Origin of the sequence: uncultured Psychrobacter sp. (assembly GCF_947500265.1) — a bacterium.
Classification (GTDB): domain Bacteria; phylum Pseudomonadota; class Gammaproteobacteria; order Pseudomonadales; family Moraxellaceae; genus Psychrobacter.
On sequence record NZ_CANMRN010000004.1, the window covers coordinates 17,291 to 40,702 of the forward strand.

Genomic DNA, 23,412 nt, shown 5'->3' on the forward strand with positions numbered 1-23,412 from the left:
ATAGTTGAAAGCACAATGAGTATAGTATGATGATTGCTATACCCTTGGCGGTACTTAGCGAACCGTTATTCACATATTTATAGAGATATCATAAAGAGAGTCAGTATGACAAAGTTGCGTGTTGCGCATAGCATCAAGGATGAAGAGTCTATCAGTCAAAAACACGCGTCAAAGCGAATCACAGTAGGTACGCTACGGTTGAGCGCGTTGAGCGTGGCAACAGCGGTAAGTGCACTTGGTGTGTCACAAGTCGCTTGTGCCGAGTTGACCTGGGGCGATGAGGAAAGCTATCAACAAGAAAGTAACTATCAACAAGATTATCAGCAAGACAGTAGTATTGACTCATTTATGGCAGCCGCTATCGCCGCAGATCGCGGTGATGTGAGTGCGCTCTATAACTATGAGCAAGTCATGAGCGGCGGCTTGTTTGCGATGTATCCGACCTATTGGCGTATGAATCTAGATCTTAATTCACAGAGTTCAGCGGCGGTCTCGCAGTTTGTGCGTCAGTATCCAGACACGGTTATGGCTGAGAAATTAGTGGCTGATTTTGCGGAGACCAAAGCAGGATCGAATGATTATGCCTCGGTTAGACAGGTAGCCAATTTGATTACCAATGCCGATGCCAGTGAGCGCTGTGCGGTTGCGCTTGGGTTTAATAATGGCGGTGACACCATGCGTGCTATGGCAGCCAAATCTGATGTTTGGCTAACCACCAAAAAGCAACCAGCATTGTGCGATCAGCTAGCGATGGAGATGAACAACAACGCGCTGATTAGTAATCAAGATCGTGCGGCTCGTCTCAAGCGTATGCTACGTAAAGGTAAGACCGGTGATATTATGGCATTGTCCTCACGCCTTGGTACGCCAATTGCTTATTCGGCGCTCAGTGAAATTCAGCTAAATCCGTCTTCTTTCTTTAGCCGTTTTGGTCGTGAGCCTGCAAGCCAAACCAATCAATACCTATATATGTATGCAATCGGCCGTATGGCTGATAAGTCTTATCGTGAGGCGGCGCTACAGTTAGACTTTGATATCAAACAAGACAATCAGCGCGCGGTCAGATTGTTGAATGACGAAACCCGACGCTATGCTTATCGTACGCTTGGCGTACAGCGTATGAATCACAACACTGATGATGGCTTTAACGCTGAAGCAGTCGATTGGTTCCGCAACAGTTTGGATAATGATTTTAATTTTGAAGAAGCTGAAGATTACGCGATGGCAGCGATTCGCTTCGGTCGTTGGGATGATGTGGTCGAAGCTATCTCAAAAATGGACGGCGAAACCCAAAAAGAAGCCCAGTGGCAGTATTGGTTGGCTCGCGCGTATGAGCAGTCAAGCGATAGTAGCAAGCGCAATACGTCCAAAAAAATGTATCAGAACTTAGCAAAAAGTAATGACTACTATGGCCTAATGGCAAAAGATAAAATAGGGCAGCGTTTTGATGCTAGCCGTTTAGGCGGTAGCAATTTGCCTAACGTCAGTACTGCTGACCGTGCGCGCGTCATGCAAGACGCCAATTTTGCTCGTGCGTTTGCGTTGTACAACTCTGAGGCCAGTCGTGCTTATGCCAACCGTGAGTGGAACTGGGCTGTAAAGCAAGCTCGTGATAATCGTGATGACAATTTAATCATTGCCGCTGCTCGTCAAGCCTATGATATGGGCTGGCTCGATCGAGCGATTTATGCGGTTGATAATACTGATAGGGTGGATAGCTTAGCACTCTCGCATCCGATGCCACATCAAAGCGCAGTCGTACGTTATAGTGAGTCAGCAGGTATTGATCCAGCATGGGCGTACGGTATTATGCGTCAAGAAAGCCGTTTTGTATCCTCTGCGCGCTCAAACGTGGGCGCGAGCGGACTGATGCAGGTCATGCCTGATACCGCAAAATATATCGCTCGTAACCTAGGCGAGACGTATAGTGCGAGCCGTGCTAACAGCGGTGATACCAATATCCGCTATGGTACGTGGTATATGGGTGATATTTTGGGCAAGCTTAATTATCAGCCAGTATTGGCAACCGCAGGCTATAACGCTGGTCCTAATAATGCCAAACGCTGGCAGCCAGTTTATGGTTCGCTCGCCGCAGATCAATATGTAGAGTCGATTGCATTTCCTGAGACACGTAACTATGTCAAACACGTAATGGAAAACGCCACTATCTACAGCAGTCTGTTGGGTCGTGGTCAGCCGATTACTCAGCGTATGGGTACGGTGCCCGCTGGCTTTTAATCACTGAACTTGTATTTGATAAACCACTAATGATTCATTGTTAGTGGTTTATTTTTATCTGCTGATTTGCTTTGCTAATTGTCAATTGGTTAAATTTGCTTTGCCCAAGCAGCACTCATCTGGTTAAGGTAAATTTCACAGTCTTTATCCTTTAGTGCTTTATCAACATTTATCGAGATTCCTGACGATGTCGTCAACGTTTACGTTTTTGCTATAGATTAAAAAAAACGTTTTGTTACCATTGCCTTAATGGGAAACCCTATTTTTCAGTCTTGTTCTTAGGTCAATGCGTGTTTTATGTATCGCGTCTAATGATTTAAGTTATAGCCTATGTCTTATCATTGCTAACTAACTGCCTTCAGTCCTATGATCAAAAAATATTTTAGTCTGTCTACGTCGTCAAAAACCAAATATTCGTTATCTAATCGGATATGCTTTTTATCGAAGGCAAATACAAAGACAGATACAAACCTGAGCAACAAGGCTGCTAACTCTATGATGCGATTGCGTGCAGAGTTGGCTAGCAAACACCGTGTAGGTAGTATCAAAGCGACATTGAGCTTCGGCGCTTTACTGCTTATACAAGGCGTTATACTGCTACCAGCACAGGCAGCTAGCACGGTTAAGACTGGTCAGCGTGTACTGATGATTGAGATGACCCCAGCATTATGTAATATGCAGCCAACGCGGGCGCGTATGCGTCAGTGTTTAGAAGGGTATTCATTGACCGTATCTGGTCTGGACATGGGATATGGTGAGCGCTGCGGTCGCGGTAGTGAGCCACGCCTTACCCCGCTACAACTAAAAGTCGTTAACCGCATCATGCCTGACACAACGGTACGTAGCCAGACGTGGCAACGTTACGGAGCCTGTAGTCCGCTTAGCGCCAGCAGTTACTTTCGGCAGATTACTAACTATGCAGGTGGATTAAAGCTACCGAATGAGCTAAATACGGGTAATAGTTATACCGTTTCCAAATCACGGTTTGTCAGTCAAATGACCCGTCTCAATAGTGGTATGTCATCAAACAGTGTGGATCTCATCTGTCAAGAAGGCAGCCGTCGCCAATCGATACTCACTGATATACACGTATGTTATGAAGGCAGTGATTTTGGGACTTGTCATGACGTTGTAGACAGCTGTGGCAGTAAATTTATCATTTCAGGTGGACGATAACCTTTACTTAGTTACCTGCTTAAACCTATTTTTCGATACCGTTTTTCATTTCACTTAGCCGAATTTAATGGTGCAAATTGCCTATTTTGACTATTATATCTACGTATAGCATAGTGAAAACGTGCTTTAGTTATCACGTGATAAAACACTCTATCGCTTTAACCATAAGCGATCAGCCTCTATAAAACTCCTATTGTATAAAATGTAACAATATAATCCCTGACGGGTCTATGACTGTATCTAGACGGTCACTGCGATGAAGTGCTACACTAGCTCTCGGTTTATACATGCTGCTATGCGGCAAACAAGTCGATATCTAAAATGATAATCGTTCATTAGAATTATCTAATAATTAATTAGGGAGTATTCAATGTCAATGAAACAGCCTTTACGTGTTGCCGTCACTGGTGCCGCTGGTAATATCAGCTACGCGATGCTATTTCGTATTGCATCTGGCGAGATGCTAGGTAAAGATCAGCCAGTTATTTTGCAATTACTTGAAATTACGCCAGCTCTTGACGCCCTAAAGGGTGTGGTCATGGAACTAGAAGACTGTGCATTCCCATTGTTGGCTGGTATCGTCCAAACTGACGATGCTAACGTCGCATTCAAAGATATCGATTATGCTTTACTGGTTGGTGCACGTCCTCGTGGCCCAGGTATGGAGCGTAAAGATTTGCTAGAAGCCAACGCTGCGATTTTCTCAGCACAAGGTAAAGCATTGAACGAAGTCGCTAGCCGTGATGTAAAAGTATTGGTAGTCGGTAACCCTGCCAACACGAACGCACTTATCGCTCAGCGTAATGCACCAGATCTTGATCCACGCAACTTCACTGCAATGACTCGTCTAGACCATAACCGTGCTATGGCACAGTTGGCTGGCAAGACTGACAGCACTGTAAATGACGTGAAGAAAATGATCATCTGGGGCAACCATTCGTCAACTCAGTATCCAGATCTAACCGCTTGTACAGTAAACGGCAAGCCTGCGCTAGATTTAGTTGATCGTGAATGGTACGAAGCGACTTATATCCCAGAAGTACAACAGCGCGGTGCTGCGATCATTAAAGCTCGCGGTGCATCATCTGCCGCTTCTGCTGCCAACGCTGCTATCGCACACATGCGTACGTGGGCGCTAGGTACTGATGAGAACGATTGGGTATCTATGGGCGTTTACTCAAACGGCGAATATGGTATTGCTGAAGGTTTGATCTACTCATTCCCATGCACATGCACTAACGGCGACTGGTCTATCGTAGACGGCGTTGATGTATCATCAGATTTCTCAAAAGAGAAAATGGCTGCCACTGAGCAAGAGCTTAGTGAAGAGCGTGATGCAGTAGCACATTTACTACCGTAAATCTAAGCTGCTATCCAGTAAGCTATGATTTAAGTAGTAAAGATAAGTAGTATAAAAAAGCCCTCTGAAATATGAGGGCTTTTTTTATGTCTATAAGAAATAGGCAAATGAGAGCAATTCAATCATCATTTTGAACGAATAAAATCAGTTTACCGTTAATACAATTGATAACGTTAGATAAACGTTGATTAACAGCTATTAAAATAAAGCTTGTTACAATGAATATGTCAATTTGAATAATAAGCACATTAAACAATAAGTACGACTATATTCGTACCATTTAAGGAGAAAAATTATGTTGGGTGAACCAGAATACAGTATGAATGAGTTATTTGCTCAGTTAGGTCTAGACAGCTCTGATGAAGCAATTGATAATTTTATCGCAGCAAACCAACTAGCTAGCGAAGAAAAACTGACAGAGGCTAGCATTTGGACGGACAATCAGCGTATGTTCCTGCAAGAAGAATGGCAAAAAGATGCAGCATGGGTAGAAACCATCGATGAGCTAAATGTCCGTTTGCATCCTGATGCATAAAAGTTTATCAAGAGATAAAAAACCCCGTGATAGTCTTAATATCGCGGGGTTTTTTATATCTGGAGGAACACTAAACCTTAAATTTGCTTGTCGCGCCACTCAAGTAAGTCTGCAACATCTTGATGAATACCCGCTTTTAATGCTTCTATTCCATCATAGCGACGCTCACCGTGCAAAAAGTGTAGGAAACGTACGTGTAAGTTCAATCCGTATAAATCAGCTTGCAACTGTGGAAAGTGGACTTCTAGTCGCCAGTCATCACCTTTATCAACAGAAGGTCTTTTACCAATATTAGCCGTGCCGAACACACTATGCGGACGCAATCCGGCAACACCTGTATGACCGTCGGTGGCAAGCGCAGTCAAACCATCAGCGATCACATTACCATTGTCATCTAAGCTCACCACATCGACTGCAAAAATACCATGCAGGGCAGGCTTTATTCGTTGCAAATCGATATTTGCGGTAGGAAAGTCTATTGTTCGACCTATCTGGTCGCCGCGCACAACCACTCCTGTGATTGCATAGTCACGACCAAGCAACCGGTTGGCCGCCTGAAGGTCACCTGCCAATAGTAAATCACGAACGCGAGTAGAGCTGATACGGGCAGCGTCGTTATCGGTCGTATCAATACTGTCGCTATCAGTATTATCGTTATTAGTATTGCTATCAGTGACCGTATGCAGGTTGGTCACATCCAAACCATAATCACGCAAAAACTGACTGTCGCCAGTACGATCATGGCCAAAGCGAAAGTCATCACCCAGCACCAACGCTTTTACATTCAAACGCTTGGCTACTATATCGGCAAATGCTTGTGCTGATAGCGAGCGAAACTCCGTATCAAAACCTGCTACGATCAATGTTTCAACACCATATTCTGCCAGCAGTGCTTGCTTCTCTGCCAGATTAGTCAAACGTGCAGGCGCTTTAGCAGGTGCAAAAAACTCGCGTGGCTGCGGCTCAAATATCATGACCGCCGCACCCAAATTTTGGGTATGTGCAATCTCACGAACTTGGGCTAGCATGGCTTGGTGACCAAGGTGCACACCGTCGAAATTGCCGATAGTGAGCACGCAAGATGCCAACTCTACTGGGACAGTGTCCGTAGATGAAGTGTGTGGCGACGAAATCAGTTGCTCAAGAAAATAGGTTTTCATAAGTTTTCAGCTATGATGAGACCAAATAAAAAACGAAAAAACACATCTATGCTTAAAATTGATGTGTCTAAAATCAGCCATTATAAAGTAAAATAGCCACACTAACATCCTATAGTCTACGTGTAATGCAAGTATGGCGCATAGGGTGGCTATTCTTTATTGCCAATGATGCTAATACCAATCCTAACAACAATCTCAACAACGATGGAGATCTTATGTCTGCTGCTGCCTTAAATACTATACCAACCGAACTATCGACATATCAGCTCACCGATCAGTTCGTTGTGCAGCGTGCAAGTAAAGAAGATTTAGCAGAAGTTTTAGCCATTTATAATCAAAGCATACCGGGCAAACAAGCAACAGCCAATCTTGCATTGGTTACGCTAGAGGAGCGTGCCGCTTGGTTTGAGGAGCATTTGGAGAGCGCAACCAGACCAATATATGTGGTCAAGGCACTATCATCAGATGATGTAGATCAAACAAAGGCACCGATAGTCGCATGGGGCAGCTTCAGCGATTTGTACGCACGTACGGCCTATCACATCAGTACCGAGATTAGCATTTATCTAAATCAAGATTATCAAGGCAAAGGGTTGGGCAGTTTGCTGACCCGTTGGATGTTGACGCAAGCACCAAGCCTAGGTATTCGAAATATCATCGCCCTTGTCTTTGCTCATAACCATCCAAGCTTAGGATTATTCCGTAAGCTTGGCTTTGAGCAATGGGGTTATATGCCAGAAGTTTGCGATATGGAAGGGTTTATCGCTGATGTTGTAATGCTGGGTAAAGCAGTTACGTCAGACGATATCTCAGATAAAGCGCCTGAGGCAATCTAACTTAAAAAGCTCTAACCTAAAATCTTCCATTGACCTTCTATTTTCTGTAGCTGGTAGGTCAGTGGTGCAGGTTCACTCTGTCCTTTTAGCATCAGCTCGCCAGTAATGGTGGCACGAGTTTTGTCATCATTGTATTTGGTATCAGTAATCGTAACGCCATCCACCGTTTGCTGAAACGCAGACTGGGTGTTGGCAAGCTCTTCTTCAAAGTTTGCCATGTCGACTTGGTAATATGACGCCGCATCTTTTACCTCACCATAATACAAGCTGTTTAAGGCCTGTTTGACAGTATCTTCTGGCGTACCGGCTTGAGTCGGATTAGTCACTAGGCTTTTCTGTTTAGTCGCATCGGTGACTGGATTAATGTTATCACTATCAATTGCTGTCTTATTTTCAGCGCTATCTGTAATTTCGCCTGTTTCGCTAGCACTGTCATCGGTTATTGCTTGGTCAGTCGTATCATTGTCTAATGTGACGTCTTCTGAGGTATCCACGGTCGCTGCCACATCTTCATTATCGGTAGCAGTTTCAGCCGACTCATTATTGCTACAGCCGCTAATAAGGAGTCCAGTGCTTAGTACACCAGTTGCTAGCAAAATTGGTAAGCGCTGGAAGATTGGCTGTTTCGTTGTCATATCAAACCTCAAATGTCATTTATTCATTAATGATCTATTATGACAATTATCAGCAGCGAGCATTGTCATTTCTCATAACAGGCTTGTTTTGGTTTCGTAAGCCTGTCATAAGTTTGCTCATATTTTATCCTAGCCGTGCTTTAGCTGACGCGGACGGAACCCAGTCGCTAGCAATACCACACCGTAAACTAGCGCTCCGACGGCACACATAATAATCAGCGCGACGATACGCTGCCACTGAGCCTCATCGGTAGGAAAATAAGGTAGCATAAAATAAAGCACGCCAATCATAGAGCCAGTCGAGATAGCAAACTGCGTAAACAGCTTTTTCCAATGTGGACCGAAACGGAAAATATCACGCTTGTGTAAGAAGTAATATAGCAGGCCTGCGTTTACAAAAGCCGCGCCAGTCGTAGCTAATGCTAAACCACCATGTAGTGGTATCTCTAAGAAATAGAATATCCCGATAAAAATAACACTAAAAATCATATTGGCGATGACAGATATAATGCCGATTTTGACAGGGGTTCTGGTATCTTGACGCGCAAAAAATGCAGGGGCAAAAATCTTAATAAGCATAAATCCTAAGATACCACCTGCCATACTACGTAGGGCCAGTGAGCTCATCTGGGCGTCACGTAAGGTAAACTCACCGCGTAAAAACAGCGCTTGCATCAATACATCTGCCAGTACAAATAAGGCAGCCGAGGCAGGCACACCGACCAAGATGATAAGGCGTGCTGCCCAGTCGATGGTCTTTTTAAAACTGACATCATCTTTTTGAGCTTCACTTTTTGATAGGCTTGGTAATATGACGGTACCAATCGCCACACCAATCAGACCCAGTGGTAGCTCGCTCATACGTTCAGCTGCGTAGAGCCAAGAGACGGAACCGCCAATCATTAACGAGGCAAAGATGGTGTTTAATAGTAAATTAATCTGAGTAACAGAAACACCAAAGATAGCAGGTAACATCAGTTTTAAAATCCGACGAACGCCTTCGTGCTGGAAGTCAATCTTTGGTGCGACGAGCAGCTTTTGTTGCCAGAGCTGCGGCAGTTGAATCAAGAACTGTAGCAAACCTGCGATAGCAACGGCATAGCCGAGTGCCATAATGGGAGTATCAAACATCGGCGCAAAAATCAGTGCGCCACCAATCATACATAGGTTCAATAACACGGGCGCAAAGGCGGGCGCGGCGAAACGACCGTAGCTTTGTAGAATACCACTCGCAAAAGCTGTCATAGAGATGAATAGCAAATACGGAAAGGTAAGACGCAATAACTCAGCAGTAATGGCAAACTTATCAGGCTGATCGGCAAATCCAGGGGCAAACAACGTCACTACCCAAGGTGCGATTAAGATGACCACCACTGTCAACATCGATAATACTAGCAATAATGCACCCGAGGTGCGACTGACCAAAATCTGTACTTGTTGTAAGCTGTACTTTTCTTTGTATTCGGACAGTACTGGCACGAAAGCTTGGCTAAACGCACCTTCTGCAAACAGTCGTCGTAAGAAGTTTGGGATTTTGAAGGCGACCAAAAAGGCATCCATCAAACCACCTGCACCAAAAACCCCTAGCAATACAACATCACGTACCAAACCTAAAATACGCGATAACATGGTCATACTGCTGACCACCATGGTTGAACGAAATAACCGACTTTTTGCCATGAGAACCTATCTTGCTAAGTTGTATATTGAGTTATGTGCTGATGTGATATGGATAAAAAACTGACAAATTATATCACTTTCACCATTGAGATAAATGGATTGAGTATGGAAATCACTTATGTGACGGTACACCGTTTTTCGTTGCATCAGCCACTAACTGGCGCAATCTTGCCCATTCAAAATAATCACCAGGGTCAGTCTTACGCCCAGGCGCGATATCGCTATGGCCTGTTAAGTGGCGACGTGTTTTGGGATAGGCCTTATAAATGGCGGCAATTACTTCGGCTAGCTGCTCATATTGAGCAGAGGTGAAGGACACAAAATCCGACCCTTCAAGCTCAATGCCAATGCTATAATCATTACATTCAGGTCGACCCAAGTAGCTAGACCGCCCAGCATGCCACGCCCGTTCGTTGAAATTGACAAACTGAGTGATAGCGCCATCACGTTCGATAAATAAATGCGCTGATACTTCTGCACCTTTAATTGTTTGAAAATAAGGATGAGCATCCCAGTCTAATTGATTGGTAAATAATGCTTTCACATAATGTCTGCCACTAGTGTCGCAGGCACCAAATTCATTCGGTGGTAGGCTGATATTGTGTACGATGATGGCGTCAATACTCAAACCTTTTGGCCTTACATTGTAATTAGGTGAGGCTAGCCAAGTAGCTGTTGATAGTAGTCCATCTTTGATGATCATTGGCGACGTAGATGTTGAGTTTGGTGATAATACGGGCATAATGCTCTCTTTTTATACTAGTATTGATAATGGTGTGATAGACAATCTATCTAAATAGTTAAATGATAGTGGGCGATGTGTTTGATTTTTTGACCCAGCAACTTTAATAACGCTGATAGCGTATGAATAATAACGTGCGAGATTCTACTTCATGTCTACAAAACTGACGTCCATACCTATCGATTGTACGCTAATGACCATTGGCCTGCGAGCACGTCTACCATTGGCTATAGCAGGGTTGTTGCTCTCGGCTCAAACACAGGCATTTTTACCAACGCCGCTGTCTGTCCTTGAATCAGATGTATTGTCACCTGACGCATCTAGCATAGCACCTACTAGCACAGCACCTACTTATTCTAATTCAGATGCATTATCTGAGTCGGGTAGCATCAGTAGTGCTGAACCTAATATTCAAAATAGTACTTTATCTGAATCAAGCTTAGCGACAGAGCAGCTACTATCAACATGGCGGCAACAAGTAAAAACAGACAAATTGGCACAGCATACAACATGGCGACGCTTGTTGTATTTTTACGATGATAAAAACAGTGTATTGGGTAAAAAGAAAACCGAGAGTTTGGTTGATGATCCGAGCTTTTTTTTAAGTAAAAATGGTCAACGAGATTCAGGTGCAGAGTTAGATGCGATGCTTGTGGCACTCACACAAGAGTTGGTGCCATCATCAGCGACTGGTAACGACCAAGCCAAAACTGATGCCAATAATAATTCTGTCTTATGTCGTTTCCCAGCGCGAGTGGCATGGTTGACAGAGGTGCTATCGATCGATGCTGCAAGTCTATCTGCTGAGTGTCCAGAATTGGATGAGTGGATGTCGACATTGGCGCCTGAGCAGCTATCTATCATGTTTGCGCAGGAGTACTTGGACAATCCGCTCTCTGCGTTTGCTCATACGCTGTTACGCATTGACTCAAAAGCGAGTATCGCCGATCCAAACCAAATTGATAAGGCTTATGCGCTGAACTATACGGTAGACGGTGATCCAAACGACAGTTTCCCGATATATGCTACTAAGTCAATGATTGGTAGCTACAACAGTGCTATCGAAATCGACCCATATCCAGAGATGCTAGCGAAATACCTGCAAGATGATGAACGTGATACGTGGACATATCAGTTGAGTCTGACGCCAGCGGAAGTGCAGCAGATTATGCGTCACGTTTGGGAAACCAAAGCATTAAAGATGCCGTATTACTTTACCACGGACAATTGTGCTTCTGAGATTCTGCGTCTCATTGATGTGGTCCGTCCGCAGCAAAACTTACTGAGCCAACTGTCTTACGCCGTCGTGCCTTCTGACGTAATTCAGTTATTAAATGACGAGCAGTTGCTGGCAAGTACCACTTATACGCCTGCTGATAATACCTTACGTCAAAATCAGCTAAATGAGGAAAAACAACAGCGCGCGCAGTTGGGCTATCATAATAGCGCCAAACAAACCGTGAATGAGATTAAGTCTGCGCAGCTCAACCCTGTATCGAGCATGTCAGCTGATGGGCAAACACTACTCAAGCGTCAAATCGACGTATCGGATAATAATCCGATAGACAGGCATCCGCTACAACTGGGTACGATAGGTATAGGGCAGCGTGGCGATGATGACTATATGGATATTGGGTTTCGAGCGGGGTTTCATGATACGCTTGACCACGCCTCAGGGTATCCACAATTCTTTAATTTAGAAGGGCTGGCTGCGACATTACGATTGTATGACACAGATGACAGTAAGCCCAATCAGCCAGACAGTGTGGCCTTGCAAAACGTCACTTTGATTCGTGGCCGCTCTTTTAACCCTGTTAATGCTGCCAAAAAAGGCAATACTTGGGGCGCCAGTATTGAGGCGACGCGAGTAAACGATGGATCGCAAGAGGTAGGTACGGATCATTTGGTCGGTAGCGTGGGTTACGAAAAAGGCTGGTCATGGGCATTTGGTACACTAGCTGCAGGTACTGGTGAGATGCCGCCGCAACTGTGCTATACGTTTTTGGCAGGTACGGGGCAAGTAGGACGCGGTATCAATAAAGGCTTTCGTCTAGGCGCAGGTATCAATGCTGGCTGCCGTTATCAGATTAACAATCAGTTACGCGCGCAAGCTGAATTGCAATTGCCATATTGGTATCATGGCAGCAGCGATGAGTCGAACGTTCGCGGTCATTATTGGCAACCAGTCTCAAGCTTAGGGCTGCAATACGATATTGATAAAAAACAAGCATTACGTATTAATGCCAATTACGAATGGCAAGAACGTATCGATGCCAATGATGATATACAGCTGTCATACAGACGTTATTTTTAGACACTGATTTAGACACTGATTTAGACACTGATTTAGACACTGATTTAGACACTGATTTAGACACTGATTTAGGCATTGATTTAGGCATTGATTTAGGCATTGATTTAGGCATTGGTTTAGGCATTGGTTTAGGCATTAATTTAAACAAAATGGCTTCTAAGCGCTGTAATGGTTGTATAAAGAAGGTTGTATAAAGGAAAACATGCTTTATGAGTACGAAAAATTTACTAATTATCGGACAAGGTGATATCGGCCTACCAGTGACCAATAAACTTGCCCAAGATGGCTATTGTGTGACTGGGCTTGCTCGTAGTGAGCGCCACCATTATGATTTAGTAGATAATGCAGATTTTTTGCAGGTTGATGCGTTGACGCTGACGACTGAGCAACTGCAAGCGTTTACTCATATTGCGATTATCGTCACCCCTGACGAGTACTCGACCAGCGGTTATCACGACAGTTATCTAGCGATTAGTCAGCATTTAGCAGCGCTTACTCCACAGCTCGCCAAACTTGAGCGTGTAGTATTTATTTCTTCTACTGGTGTCTATGGTCAGGACAATGGTGAGTGGATTGATGAGCATACTGCACCCGCCACGCCTGCGCGTGAAGCCTCAAAGGTCATATTGCAAGCGGAACAAGCGCTGCAACAAGGCTTTGATGATAAAGCTATTATTATTCGCCCTAGTGGTATCTACGGTCGCGAGCGTTTAATGCGGCTACGCAAGGCTCGTGAGTCAAATAAAGAGCCAGTGCCAGCTGAGCATTGGAGCAATCGCATTATGGATCGCGACTTGGTTAATATCATCACTAAAGTGTTGACGATAGAGACACCAAAGTCTGTCTATCTAGCGACGGACTATCGACCTGTTACTACGTTTGAGCTAGGGGTTTGGCTCAGTGAGCAGGTTGGCGAGACACCTCCTACTATTGATAATACAAAAACTTCAGTGACAGGAAAACGCTTGCACAGCAATATTCCGTTAGCTTGGCTTGAGTACGCTGATTGGCAAATAGGCTATCGTGATATTTTAGCTCACCAAGAGTAAGCTCTTCGGTGTAAGTATTTAAGTATAAGCTCTTAAGCTTAAGATCGTCTTTTAGTTCGATCGTTTTTATTGATTTTATAGTTTATTTTGTATGGAGATTTCATGTCCCAGCCTTCTACTTCTGATGACCGTTTATCCCATGCTAATCTGGCAACAGAAGGTGGGCAGCTGGCAGAAGGTCATGTCCAAAAAAAGGCTGAGCAATCGTCTATATTAGCTGATTCACAGCAACCTGCGATCGTACATCCTAACTTTGATCCCAAACAATCTCCTCTTGATCCTGCCAGACCATTGAGTGATATTCCTGAGCCTGCTCGTCGCCTAAATGGTCAACTGCGCAGGCTCTACGGTAACTCGACTCGGTTCTATCAGCCCAATGCAGACAGCTTATCGAAATGGTCGCTGATTGCTTCAGAGGCATTGGCTGAGCATTTATCGTTGCTGAATGCAGCACAGCTTATTGAGTTGCCGGATAGCTTTTATCAGAATCATAGTGAGCAGCCACTAATATCGACATTATCAGATATGACATTATTAGATATGTCAGATATTCAACAGGCGATTCGCGCTTATCCAAAACTGAACCGTTATGGGTTTTTACCGACTGATAGTTCTACAGTGGTTAAATCAGATAACGATTCAAACAACGATTCAAATAATGACAGCAAGGCTCAAAATTCTGCATTATCTATGCGCGCATTGACCAAACGTTATAATCCTGATGAGCTACTCAATAGTCTGTATGCCGACGATTGGCAAGTGATACTACAACCGCAGCAGTTTGATACAGGTGAGGGCAGTTTGGCCACAGATATCATGGCATGTAGCGTGGCCGTCCATGCGCTAAAGCAATGCAGTAGCCGTAAAAGTATCAATCATAGTTATAGCGCCGCAGAAATCTGCCAGCATGTGCGTAGCTATTTGCTCAGTCAGATCGTTTGTGAGCCGTCGCAACGCCACGCATATCGTCAGATTCGACTATTTGCTGGTCATATTATTGTTGCCGCTTATCATTTGGGTTGGGAGATACAAGTACGAGCAGACGGACAGAGCTATTTTAATATCTCGTCGCGTAGTGGTTTGTTGACTCGCTATGCCAATATGCAGGATTATGAGATCAATGGTTGGTCAAGCTGATCAATAATGCGTACAATAATGCAAATTTTTTGCCCCCTCTTTTTGCTGATAGGAATGTCATAATGTCTCATGTAACACGCCCTCAAGACCCTACATTTTCATCTCATCAATTTATTCAACTGGCTCTAGACAACCAAGTGCTCAAATTCGGTGAGTTTGTCCTAAAGTCTGGTCGTATCAGTCCGTACTTTTTTAATGCAGGTTTGCTTGCGACTGGTGAGATGTTGTCACTGCTAGCACGTGGTTATGCAGATGCCTTAGCTGAACAAATGAATACAGCAAATAATGGCGATAACGGGCAAGAGCTGGTCATCTTTGGTGCAGCTTATAAAGGTATTCCTTTTGTAGCAGCGACGGCGCAAGCGTTATGGCTACATCATGGCATCAATGCTAAATGGGGCTATAACCGTAAAGAGGCCAAAACTCACGGTGAAGGCGGTAATTTGGTAGGTGCTGACGTAAGTGGCAAGGCCGTTTGGGTGCTTGACGATGTCATCACAGCGGGTACAGCAATGCGCGAAGTGGTCGAGATTTTAGAGCAAGCAGGCGCAAGCGTTGCTGGTATTATTGTTGCACTCGATCGTAAAGAAAAAGGTCAAGCTGAGCATTCTGCTATCCAAGAGCTTGCCGCGACACTAGAAGTGCCTGTACGTGCATTGGTCGATATCGATGATTTAATCAGTTATTTGGCCGATGACCGTGGTGCACAAAACGGCCAACATAAAGACGCGACCCAGTTAGCCAAAATGCAACACTACCGTGAGCAGTACGGCGTATAGTTGGGCACTGATGTTGTTTAATAAGTTCGTTTCATATCAATAATATAACGTAAGTGAGTCTTATCATGAGCCAACAAAAACAAGAAAAGTCGCTAAAAATACTCGTTATTATGGATCCTATCGAACGGGTTAATTATAAAAAAGACACCAGTCTCGCTATGATGTGGGCCGCTCAAGACCGAGGACATCAGCTCGGTTATTGTCAGATTCAAGACCTGTGGTTGGACCGTGGTCAGTTGATGGTTGATACGCAGCCACTGACAGTAAAGCGTGATCCTGCAGATTTCTATACGTTGGGTGACAAAGCAACAGGGCCAGTGGGCGACTATGACGTGATTTTGATGCGCAAAGATCCACCGTTTGATATGCGCTTTATTTATGCCACTTATATGCTTGACCATGCCAAAGCAGCAGGCGTGCTCGTGGTCAATGACCCACAGGCGATTCGCGACTGCAATGAAAAGTTATTTGCGACGTGGTTTAGCGATTATATGAGCCCAACGATTGTGACTAGCAAACAAGCACACATTCGTAAATTCATCGCTGAACAGCAGGATGTAATCGTCAAGCCATTAGATGGTATGGGCGGTACAGGTATTTTTCGTTTGACTGCTGATAGCCCAAACATCGGAGTGACGTTAGAGATACTGACTGAGCTTGAGACTTTGCCCATCATGGCGCAGCGTTATTTACCAGAGATTAAAGAAGGCGATAAGCGCGTATTGATCGTCGATGGAGTCGTGGTAGATTATAGTTTGGCTCGTATTCCAACCAAAGGCGAGACCCGTGGTAATCTAGCAGCTGGTGGTAGTGGTGTTGCTATGCCATTGACTGATATTGAACGCCAAGTAGCAGAAGTAGTGGCACCAATTGTCAAAGAAAAAGGCCTAATGTTCGTTGGTCTAGACTTGATCGGTGGGCGTATCACTGAAATTAACGTTACTAGCCCAACATGCGTACGTGAGATTGATGACCAATGCGGTACAGATATCGCAACCGACTTTATCATGGCGATTGAGAATAAATTTACTGCGTAGCTTTCGCTATGTTCAGGAATGTTTTGAGTTCAGGAGTATTTTGATTACGTAAAACCCATATTTTGAGGTATTGTTAGTCATTGATTTTTCTTACCGTTTATTAGTATCACACGACGCCAAGCCGTGACCGATCATGGCTTGGGTTTTTGTTATTTTTGCTGCATAAAGTACTGTATATAAGATAATGATTTCCTCTATACTATGCGGGCTTTGACTAGGTCATTATTTTTCATAATTGTCACTGCAGCAGTGAGATAAACCCTTCATATAAATAAAGTAAAGATAGGCAGGCGTTCATGAAAACACCGCATATATTGATGATGGCAGCTGGTACGGGCGGGCATGTTTTTCCAGCGCTTGCAGTGAGCGACGAGTTGACCCAGCGCGGTGCGGTCATTCATTGGTTGGGAACGCCAAATGGTATGGAAAACGGTTTGGTTGAGCCGACAGGTTATCCTTTTCATGCTATTAATATGCAAGGGCTTCGTGGCAAAGGCGTTGGTCGACTATTGAAGCTACCAATGACTCTGCTATCCGCGACGATGGCAGCCGTAAAAGTGATTCGTAGTAATCAGATTGACGTGGTCGTTGGGTTCGGCGGTTATGTGAGTGCACCTGGCGGTATCGCTGCGCGCATGACTAACACCCCGTTGATTATCCATGAGCAAAATGCCATCGCTGGCATGAGCAACCGCTACTTATCTAAACTGTCGACCAAGACATTACAAGCGTTTGAAAATACCTTTGCCAATAGTCAGCAAGATACCAAGCTTGAGACAGTGGGCAATCCTGTGCGTAATGCCATTACTGGTGTCGCAGAGCCAACGGTACGTTATGATATAAATGACAGTTCACCGCTTAAGCTGTTGGTAGTCGGCGGTTCACTTGGCGCTCAGGTATTAAATGATACAGTACCAAAAGCATTAGCATTACTAGATCAGCCATTTGAAGTCTTACACCAGTGTGGACGCAACAATGAAGCAGCCACGCAAGCGGCTTATAGCGAACAAGAATTAAACAACCATCAGTTTACTGTACAACCGTTTATTAATGATATGGCTGCAGCTTACAACTGGGCAGATATCATCGTTTGCCGCGCAGGTGCGTTGACCGTGACCGAGATTCAAAACGTCGGAATTGCTGCTATTTTTGTACCGCTACCGCATGCAGTGGATGACCATCAGACGGCTAATGCGCGCACGCTGACCTCGCATGATGCTGCAGTTTTATTGCCACAGTCAGAGCTAACTGCCAATAGTTTAAGTGACGAGCTTGGCGCACTCAATCGAGAGAAGTGCTTGGCGATGGCGAAAAAAGGCCATGCATTGGCCAACCGTAGTGCGAGTAAGCAAGTTGCTGATATCATTTGGCAAGCGCTATAGTCTGTAATCTATACCCTTATTTGAATTTACTAAGTTTTATTGACCTTTAATAAAGAGAGATCCTTATGCCTACCTCTGCGAAAGCTCTACCTAAGCGTTTGATTGAAATACCAGAAATGCGCCGCATTCAGCATTTGCATTTTATCGGTATTGGTGGCTCAGGCATGTGCGGTATCGCTGAGGTGATGAACAATCAAGGCTATCAGGTCAGTGGTTCTGATATCGCAGAAAGCTTGGTGACTAAGCGTTTACAGCAGATTGGCATCGAGATATCTATCGGCCATGACTCTAAAAATATTGCCAATGCTGACGTTATCGTTGTCTCATCAGCGATTGATCGTAGCAACCCTGAGGTAAAAGCGGCACTTGAAGCTCGTCTGCCAGTAGTACGCCGCGCCGATATGCTTGGCGAGCTAATGCGCTATCGTCATGGCATCGCAGTTGCTGGCGCACACGGTAAAACGACGACGACGAGTTTGCTCACCACGATGATGGCAGAAGGACAGCTAGATCCTACTTATGTCATCGGCGGTAAATTAAATGCGTCAGGCAAAAACGCGGCATTGGGTAGCAGCCGTTTCTTGGTAGCAGAGGCTGATGAGTCTGATGCATCGTTCTTGTCATTGCATCCGATGGCCGCGATTGTGACCAATATCGACCAAGACCATATGGAAACCTACGAAAACAGCTTTGATAAATTAAAAGCCGCTTATATCCAATTTCTACAAAATATGCCGTTTTACGGTTTAGCAGTGGTTTGCGGTGATGACCCTGAACTGTATGCAATGATCGATGATATCGGTCGTCCAGTATTGACCTTTGGTCTTGAGCCGTTCAATGATGTACAAGCTGTAGACTTGGTGACAGAAGGAACTAAAACTCACTTTACCGTATTGCGCCGTGACCGTGAGCCATTACGCCTAACGTTAAACATTCCTGGTACACATAACGTTTATAACGCTCTTGCTGCCATCACGATGGCGACCGACGAAGGCGTCGATGATGCAGCGATTGAGCGTGCTCTGCAGAAATTTGAAGGCGTGGGTCGTCGTTTTGAGCAGCATGCTTCTGTCGATATCGATGATGGCAATGTCTTATTAATTGATGATTATGGCCATCATCCAAAAGAAGTTGATGCGACCATCAAAGCCGCTCGTCAAAGCTTCCCTGATCGTCGTTTAGTGATGCTATTTCAGCCACATCGTTATAGCCGTACCCGTGATTGCTACGATGATTTTGTAGAAGTGCTATCGAGCGTTGATGAGCTATTATTATTAGATGTTTATTCAGCAGGTGAGAGTCCGATTACGGGCGCTGATACCAAGTCACTAGCGCGCAGTATCCGTTTGCGCGGTGAAGTTGAACCGACTATTATTGATAAAGACAATCTAGCCCCTGTTATGCGGCGTTTGTTAAAAGCTAACGATATGCTGATTACCCAAGGCGCTGGTAATGTCGGGCAGATTGCTATCGATTTGGCTGCCAATAACCTTTATATTAAGTAAGCTAAAATTTAGGGACGATCCTCATGACAACTGATAATAAAGACAATAATAGCACTCAAAATGCAGCTATCAATGATACATCTTTAGACACGACGACTCATACAAAAGACGCCAGTCAGTTTGGCAAAGTAGCCGTTATTTATGGTGGCAGTAGCAATGAGCGCAGCGTGTCTTTGGACAGTGGTGCGGCAGTATTGCAAGCGCTGCAAAACCAAGGTGTTGATGCGACTCATTTTGATCCAAAGCACCAAGACATTACTGAGCTACGCAAATTCGACCGCGTATTTAATGTGTTGCATGGTCGTGGCGGCGAAGATGGTTTGCTGCAAGGCGTATTACAGTGGTTTGATATACCGCAAACTGGCTCAGGCATTCTAGCTTCTGCACTGGGCATGGACAAAGTACGTACCAAGCAATTATGGCAAGGTTGCGGCCTCTCAACTGCACCATTTTCATTATTGACGGCTGATACTGACTGGCAGCAAGTGGTTAATATGTTAGGTTTGCCCCTTATCATTAAACCAGTTCATGAAGGTTCAAGCATTGGCATGACCAAGGTCAATCATCTTGATGAATTGCCTGCCGCTTATGCAACTGCAGTGGAATGTGGTGATGCGGTGATGGCTGAGCGCTGGATTACAGGTCGCGAGTTTACGATTGTGATTATCGATGACGAAGCCTATCCAGTTATTCGCCTTGAGCCTGCCGACATTACTAACTTCTATGATTTTGAAGCCAAGTATAATCGTAACGATACCAGTTACTATATCCCCTGTGGATTGAGCGCGGCTGATGAAAAGCACCTGCAAGATTTAAGCCTTGCGGCATTTCGTGCAGTAGATGCAAAAGGCTGGGGGCGTATCGATGCCATGCAAGATGAAGCAGGCAATTTTTGGTTGCTTGAAATCAATACCGTACCAGGTATGACCAGTCACAGTTTGGTTCCGATGGCGGCCAAAGCTCGCGGACTAGATTTTGATGCACTATGCTGGCACATTTTGGCGCAAACACTATAATTACCAAATCAACTAAATTGAGCAGATAGTGATGACTCTTTGTGTCACTAGAGCTGCTATACCACAGCTTCATGTAAACTTGTGTAAATTCGCTGCTACTAGTTGGTGTTTGGCTATTGTTTAACCATAAAATACGTTAATATTGTAAGAATAGGTCTATTTCGGTGATATTTATGTTGTTTTGTGAATACAACTGATAACTTATTCATAATTTAAGAAAAATGTTACGTTTAAATTAACGTAATCGCTGTATATAAGCTATATTTTTAATAAAATTTGATAACATATCGACTTAATAAGCTTCTGCTAAAAATACGCAGATTTATATCAATAAATAGCATGATCAGTTTTATGCAAATATAGGGACAAAGGTCGTTATGGCTCAAACTGTCAACGAGGTAACTGACTTGATGAGTGATAAAGCCGGTCGCCCAAAATCTAAGCTCCAAATACCGGCAACGGTAAAGTATCTATTTATGGTACTGGTCTTAGGCTTGCTAGTGCTAATATTAATGATGGGCGGAAAAGCACTACGTGATGCACCGCCAGCAAATATTTATGTCAGTAATCAAGGTTTGTCTGCTGCTCAGCATCGCTCATTGCAAGATGTGATGAAACAACAACAAGTAAGTAGCTTTTTTACTTCTGATTTGCAAGCATTGCGAGACATTACAATGGGCTTAGCTTGGGTAGACCAAGTAAGTATCTCTCGTGATTGGCAACGTGGCATCGTCGTCAATGCGTTACCCAAACAAGCAGTTGCTAATTTTGGTACAGAACGTTTGGTCGATGCAAAAGGCGCTGTGTTTGTTCCTGCTGATAGTAGAGATTTAACACAAGAACGTTTTGCAACCTTACAGGGTGAGATGTCTCAAGCACCAGTTATTATGCAACAAATGCAGCAAGTTAATGATTGGTATGCACCGCTTGGGATGCAGGTTGAAGATATCATTCTGTCACCGAGAATGACTTGGCTAATCCGCTTTGACAATGGGCTACGTGTGATTGTAGACAATGAAAACACGGCGCAAAAACTACTGAATTTAAGCCAACTGCTTGGCAATCAGTTAAGTACGCGTCGAGATGAAATGCAATCTGTAGATTTACGATACAAAAATGGCTTTACCATTGCTTGGAACGTGACACAGAATGCTGAATCAGAATAGCCTAAGTAAGCAGTACATCTATACATAACCGATATGAGCTAATACGGTTTATTTAGTTTGAAGAAAATATGTACAACATCATAGCGTATTAGTAACGCTTTTTTTAATGATTTAATAGAAGAGCATTACTTGCTCTTCTATTTAGCGATAATTTGTCTGGTACCATGAAAAATAATGAAAATCTGGTTGTTGTCCATCTAAGTGCCACGGCAGTATATGTCGTCATAGGCAATGTTGTCTCTGCAAAAGACATTCGTATTTTGGGCGTAGGACAAGTTAAAAACAGCGATTTTTATCAAGGTCAGATAAAGCATCGTGAACGTCTGCAAGGTGCTATTAAGCAAGCCATTCAAGAAGCGGAAGACACCGCTAACTGCCGTGTGCATAGTGTTTGGTTAACCCTTGCGACCCCTGAGCTATCTAGCAAAAACAGTGCTGGAGAGGTCAAAGTAGAAGATGAAGTGGTACGTGCCAAAGACATGGTACAAGCATTGGCTAATGCAAAATCGCGTGATTTATCATCTGACTATTATTTGATGCATTGCTGTCAGCAAGGTATCTATGTCGATGAGCAAGATTTTATGGTGGATGATGTCATCGAGATGATGGCACACAATATCACCGTGATGTACCACATGATGATGATGCCTGTTGCCAGCCGTCAGAATATCCAAAAGCTATTACAAAGTTGTGACGTCGGCATTGATCATATTGTTTTCGATGCAGTGACCAGTGCTGAGTATAGTTTGATGACTGAGGAACGCCAGCAAGGGGTTTGCTTGGTCGATATTGGCGCTAGTACGACCAGCATTTGTGTGTATAAAGAGAATAAGCTGATTTTTACACATTGTATAGCAACAGGCAGTCATGAAGTGACAATGGATATTTCAGCTGATTTTGGTATTTCCATGATTGAAGCTGAAAAGCTGAAAAAGTCTCATGGTACAGCTGATGTCAATAGTGTCGATCCAAGCGCATTCTTTTTATTCAAACCTCAAGGATCGGGCGACGAAATCAATATTGGTATCTATAACTTGGCACGTATTATTGAAGCTCGTTACGTTCAGATATTTACTGAAGTAGCGCGTCAATTACACGAAGCAGGTTTGATAGGCTATATCGATAAAGGGATTGTGTTGACTGGCGGCGGTAGTACGATTAAAGGTATGATACCCTTTGCCAAAAAGCTACTAAAAATGCCTGTTGTATTGACCAATACTCATCCTGCTATCAGTGCTTATAATCATTTTGATAATGATGAGTCATTTAAGCTACTAAATAGTCAAGTAAATGATCGCGCTTATCAGACGGCTTTTGGTACGTTGTTATACAGCCAGAGTGAGCAGTTCCGCCGTAGCGAAAAAAGCGAACCTGAAGCGATCCAAAACAATCGAGTATCAGGCGTGTTTCGGAATGCGGGTCAACGGTTTGCGAATGTTTTAAAGAAAATACTATAGACCTGTTTAATATCGTATCTAGAGCATCTATACATCATGGAATACCTCTAAATTGATTAAGCAAAAAATAAAGTAACATTGCGAATAAATTAGTTTTAAAAATAAAGTATTAAGTAGTAATGACATATTATTGTCTATACTGATCGATTTTAGCCATACCCTGTTTTATTTAAATACATTTATATATAGTATGTCGATAGCGCGCCAC

At 43.9% G+C, this 23,412-nt stretch carries 19 protein-coding genes; 15 read left to right on the forward strand and 4 right to left on the reverse strand.

What is annotated here, in order from left to right; all coding sequences use genetic code 11:
* The first annotated feature begins 105 nt into the window (after positions 1-105).
* The 4 genes from Q0788_RS07125 (at position 106) to Q0788_RS07140 (ending at position 5,309) form a co-directional block, all read left to right on the forward strand.
* On the forward strand, positions 106-2,238 hold the full coding sequence (locus Q0788_RS07125) for a lytic transglycosylase domain-containing protein (protein WP_057761464.1): 2,133 nt from the start codon (positions 106-108) through the stop codon (positions 2,236-2,238).
* 495 nt (positions 2,239-2,733) lie between these two features.
* Positions 2,734-3,414: a hypothetical protein gene (locus Q0788_RS07130; protein WP_296208049.1), complete on the forward strand. Its 681-nt coding sequence runs from the start codon at positions 2,734-2,736 to the stop codon at positions 3,412-3,414.
* Positions 3,415-3,790: 376 nt separating this feature from the next.
* Positions 3,791-4,774, forward strand: coding sequence for a malate dehydrogenase (locus Q0788_RS07135; RefSeq protein WP_101205831.1), 984 nt, complete (start codon positions 3,791-3,793; stop codon positions 4,772-4,774).
* Positions 4,775-5,069: 295 nt separating this feature from the next.
* Positions 5,070-5,309, forward strand: a complete 240-nt coding sequence (locus Q0788_RS07140; RefSeq protein WP_057761462.1) for a DUF2789 domain-containing protein — start codon at positions 5,070-5,072, stop codon at positions 5,307-5,309.
* A gap of 77 nt (positions 5,310-5,386) precedes the next feature.
* On the opposite strand, the gene ribF is transcribed toward Q0788_RS07140, so the two are convergent.
* Positions 5,387-6,469, reverse strand: coding sequence for a riboflavin biosynthesis protein RibF (gene ribF, locus Q0788_RS07145; RefSeq protein WP_298809100.1), 1,083 nt, complete (start codon positions 6,467-6,469; stop codon positions 5,387-5,389).
* 215 nt (positions 6,470-6,684) lie between these two features.
* On the opposite strand from ribF, the gene Q0788_RS07150 reads away from it, so the two are divergent.
* Complete coding sequence (locus Q0788_RS07150; protein ID WP_298809103.1) at positions 6,685-7,305, forward strand: GNAT family N-acetyltransferase; 621 nt, start codon at positions 6,685-6,687, stop codon at positions 7,303-7,305.
* An 11-nt stretch (positions 7,306-7,316) separates the two neighbouring features.
* On the opposite strand, the gene Q0788_RS07155 is transcribed toward Q0788_RS07150, so the two are convergent.
* The 3 genes from Q0788_RS07155 to ampD all read right to left on the reverse strand — a co-directional run bounded on the left by Q0788_RS07155 (position 7,317) and on the right by ampD (position 10,362).
* Positions 7,317-7,940, reverse strand: coding sequence for a hypothetical protein (locus tag Q0788_RS07155; protein ID WP_298809105.1), 624 nt, complete (start codon positions 7,938-7,940; stop codon positions 7,317-7,319).
* Positions 7,941-8,069: 129 nt separating this feature from the next.
* Positions 8,070-9,620: a murein biosynthesis integral membrane protein MurJ gene (gene murJ / locus Q0788_RS07160; RefSeq protein WP_102091874.1), complete on the reverse strand. Its 1,551-nt coding sequence runs from the start codon at positions 9,618-9,620 to the stop codon at positions 8,070-8,072.
* 112 nt (positions 9,621-9,732) lie between these two features.
* A complete protein-coding gene (ampD, locus tag Q0788_RS07165; RefSeq protein WP_298809108.1) occupies positions 9,733-10,362 on the reverse strand; it encodes a 1,6-anhydro-N-acetylmuramyl-L-alanine amidase AmpD in 630 nt (209 codons plus the stop codon).
* A gap of 151 nt (positions 10,363-10,513) precedes the next feature.
* On the opposite strand from ampD, the gene Q0788_RS07170 reads away from it, so the two are divergent.
* The 10 genes from Q0788_RS07170 to ftsA all read left to right on the forward strand — a co-directional run bounded on the left by Q0788_RS07170 (position 10,514) and on the right by ftsA (position 23,204).
* Positions 10,514-12,676, forward strand: a complete 2,163-nt coding sequence (locus Q0788_RS07170) for a DUF4105 domain-containing protein (protein WP_298809111.1) — start codon at positions 10,514-10,516, stop codon at positions 12,674-12,676.
* 209 nt (positions 12,677-12,885) lie between these two features.
* Complete coding sequence (locus tag Q0788_RS07175; RefSeq protein WP_298809112.1) at positions 12,886-13,725, forward strand: SDR family oxidoreductase; 840 nt, start codon at positions 12,886-12,888, stop codon at positions 13,723-13,725.
* A 102-nt stretch (positions 13,726-13,827) separates the two neighbouring features.
* Complete coding sequence (locus Q0788_RS07180; RefSeq protein ID WP_298809114.1) at positions 13,828-14,862, forward strand: hypothetical protein; 1,035 nt, start codon at positions 13,828-13,830, stop codon at positions 14,860-14,862.
* 62 nt (positions 14,863-14,924) lie between these two features.
* Positions 14,925-15,641: an orotate phosphoribosyltransferase gene (gene pyrE / locus Q0788_RS07185; RefSeq protein WP_298809117.1), complete on the forward strand. Its 717-nt coding sequence runs from the start codon at positions 14,925-14,927 to the stop codon at positions 15,639-15,641.
* Positions 15,642-15,706: 65 nt separating this feature from the next.
* Complete coding sequence (gshB, locus tag Q0788_RS07190) at positions 15,707-16,678, forward strand: glutathione synthase (RefSeq protein ID WP_298809119.1); 972 nt, start codon at positions 15,707-15,709, stop codon at positions 16,676-16,678.
* Positions 16,679-16,974: 296 nt separating this feature from the next.
* Positions 16,975-18,060 carry an undecaprenyldiphospho-muramoylpentapeptide beta-N-acetylglucosaminyltransferase gene (gene murG / locus Q0788_RS07195; protein WP_298809121.1) on the forward strand — a complete coding sequence of 362 codons (1,086 nt, stop codon included), beginning with the start codon at positions 16,975-16,977 and terminating at the stop codon, positions 18,058-18,060.
* Between the two features lie 65 nt (positions 18,061-18,125).
* Entirely contained in the window at positions 18,126-19,565 is a 1,440-nt protein-coding gene (gene murC, locus Q0788_RS07200) for a UDP-N-acetylmuramate--L-alanine ligase (RefSeq protein ID WP_298809123.1), read from the forward strand.
* 23 nt (positions 19,566-19,588) lie between these two features.
* On the forward strand, positions 19,589-20,581 hold the full coding sequence (locus Q0788_RS07205) for a D-alanine--D-alanine ligase (protein WP_298809125.1): 993 nt from the start codon (positions 19,589-19,591) through the stop codon (positions 20,579-20,581).
* A 377-nt stretch (positions 20,582-20,958) separates the two neighbouring features.
* Positions 20,959-21,747, forward strand: coding sequence for a cell division protein FtsQ/DivIB (locus Q0788_RS07210; RefSeq protein WP_298809128.1), 789 nt, complete (start codon positions 20,959-20,961; stop codon positions 21,745-21,747).
* A gap of 164 nt (positions 21,748-21,911) precedes the next feature.
* Positions 21,912-23,204 carry a cell division protein FtsA gene (gene ftsA / locus Q0788_RS07215; RefSeq protein WP_298809130.1) on the forward strand — a complete coding sequence of 431 codons (1,293 nt, stop codon included), beginning with the start codon at positions 21,912-21,914 and terminating at the stop codon, positions 23,202-23,204.
* Positions 23,205-23,412: the final 208 nt, after the last annotated feature.

Excerpts from the sequence above, each read along its gene's own strand:
- murC (WP_298809123.1), top strand. The coding sequence starts at position 18,126 with ATGCCTACCTCTGCGAAAGCTCTACCTAAGCGTTTGATTGAAATACCA.
- Q0788_RS07175 (WP_298809112.1), top strand. The coding sequence starts at position 12,886 with ATGAGTACGAAAAATTTACTAATTATCGGACAAGGTGATATCGGCCTA.
- pyrE (WP_298809117.1), top strand. The coding sequence starts at position 14,925 with ATGTCTCATGTAACACGCCCTCAAGACCCTACATTTTCATCTCATCAA.
- ribF (WP_298809100.1), bottom strand. The coding sequence starts at position 6,469 with ATGAAAACCTATTTTCTTGAGCAACTGATTTCGTCGCCACACACTTCA.
- Q0788_RS07180 (WP_298809114.1), top strand. The coding sequence starts at position 13,828 with ATGTCCCAGCCTTCTACTTCTGATGACCGTTTATCCCATGCTAATCTG.
- ampD (WP_298809108.1), bottom strand. The coding sequence starts at position 10,362 with ATGCCCGTATTATCACCAAACTCAACATCTACGTCGCCAATGATCATC.
- Q0788_RS07150 (WP_298809103.1), top strand. The coding sequence starts at position 6,685 with ATGTCTGCTGCTGCCTTAAATACTATACCAACCGAACTATCGACATAT.
- gshB (WP_298809119.1), top strand. The coding sequence starts at position 15,707 with ATGAGCCAACAAAAACAAGAAAAGTCGCTAAAAATACTCGTTATTATG.
- Q0788_RS07170 (WP_298809111.1), top strand. The coding sequence starts at position 10,514 with ATGTCTACAAAACTGACGTCCATACCTATCGATTGTACGCTAATGACC.
- murG (WP_298809121.1), top strand. The coding sequence starts at position 16,975 with ATGAAAACACCGCATATATTGATGATGGCAGCTGGTACGGGCGGGCAT.
- Q0788_RS07140 (WP_057761462.1), top strand. The coding sequence starts at position 5,070 with ATGTTGGGTGAACCAGAATACAGTATGAATGAGTTATTTGCTCAGTTA.
- murJ (WP_102091874.1), bottom strand. The coding sequence starts at position 9,620 with ATGGCAAAAAGTCGGTTATTTCGTTCAACCATGGTGGTCAGCAGTATG.
- Q0788_RS07205 (WP_298809125.1), top strand. The coding sequence starts at position 19,589 with ATGACAACTGATAATAAAGACAATAATAGCACTCAAAATGCAGCTATC.
- Q0788_RS07210 (WP_298809128.1), top strand. The coding sequence starts at position 20,959 with ATGGCTCAAACTGTCAACGAGGTAACTGACTTGATGAGTGATAAAGCC.
- Q0788_RS07135 (WP_101205831.1), top strand. The coding sequence starts at position 3,791 with ATGAAACAGCCTTTACGTGTTGCCGTCACTGGTGCCGCTGGTAATATC.
- ftsA (WP_298809130.1), top strand. The coding sequence starts at position 21,912 with ATGAAAAATAATGAAAATCTGGTTGTTGTCCATCTAAGTGCCACGGCA.
- Q0788_RS07155 (WP_298809105.1), bottom strand. The coding sequence starts at position 7,940 with ATGACAACGAAACAGCCAATCTTCCAGCGCTTACCAATTTTGCTAGCA.
- Q0788_RS07125 (WP_057761464.1), top strand. The coding sequence starts at position 106 with ATGACAAAGTTGCGTGTTGCGCATAGCATCAAGGATGAAGAGTCTATC.
- Q0788_RS07130 (WP_296208049.1), top strand. The coding sequence starts at position 2,734 with ATGATGCGATTGCGTGCAGAGTTGGCTAGCAAACACCGTGTAGGTAGT.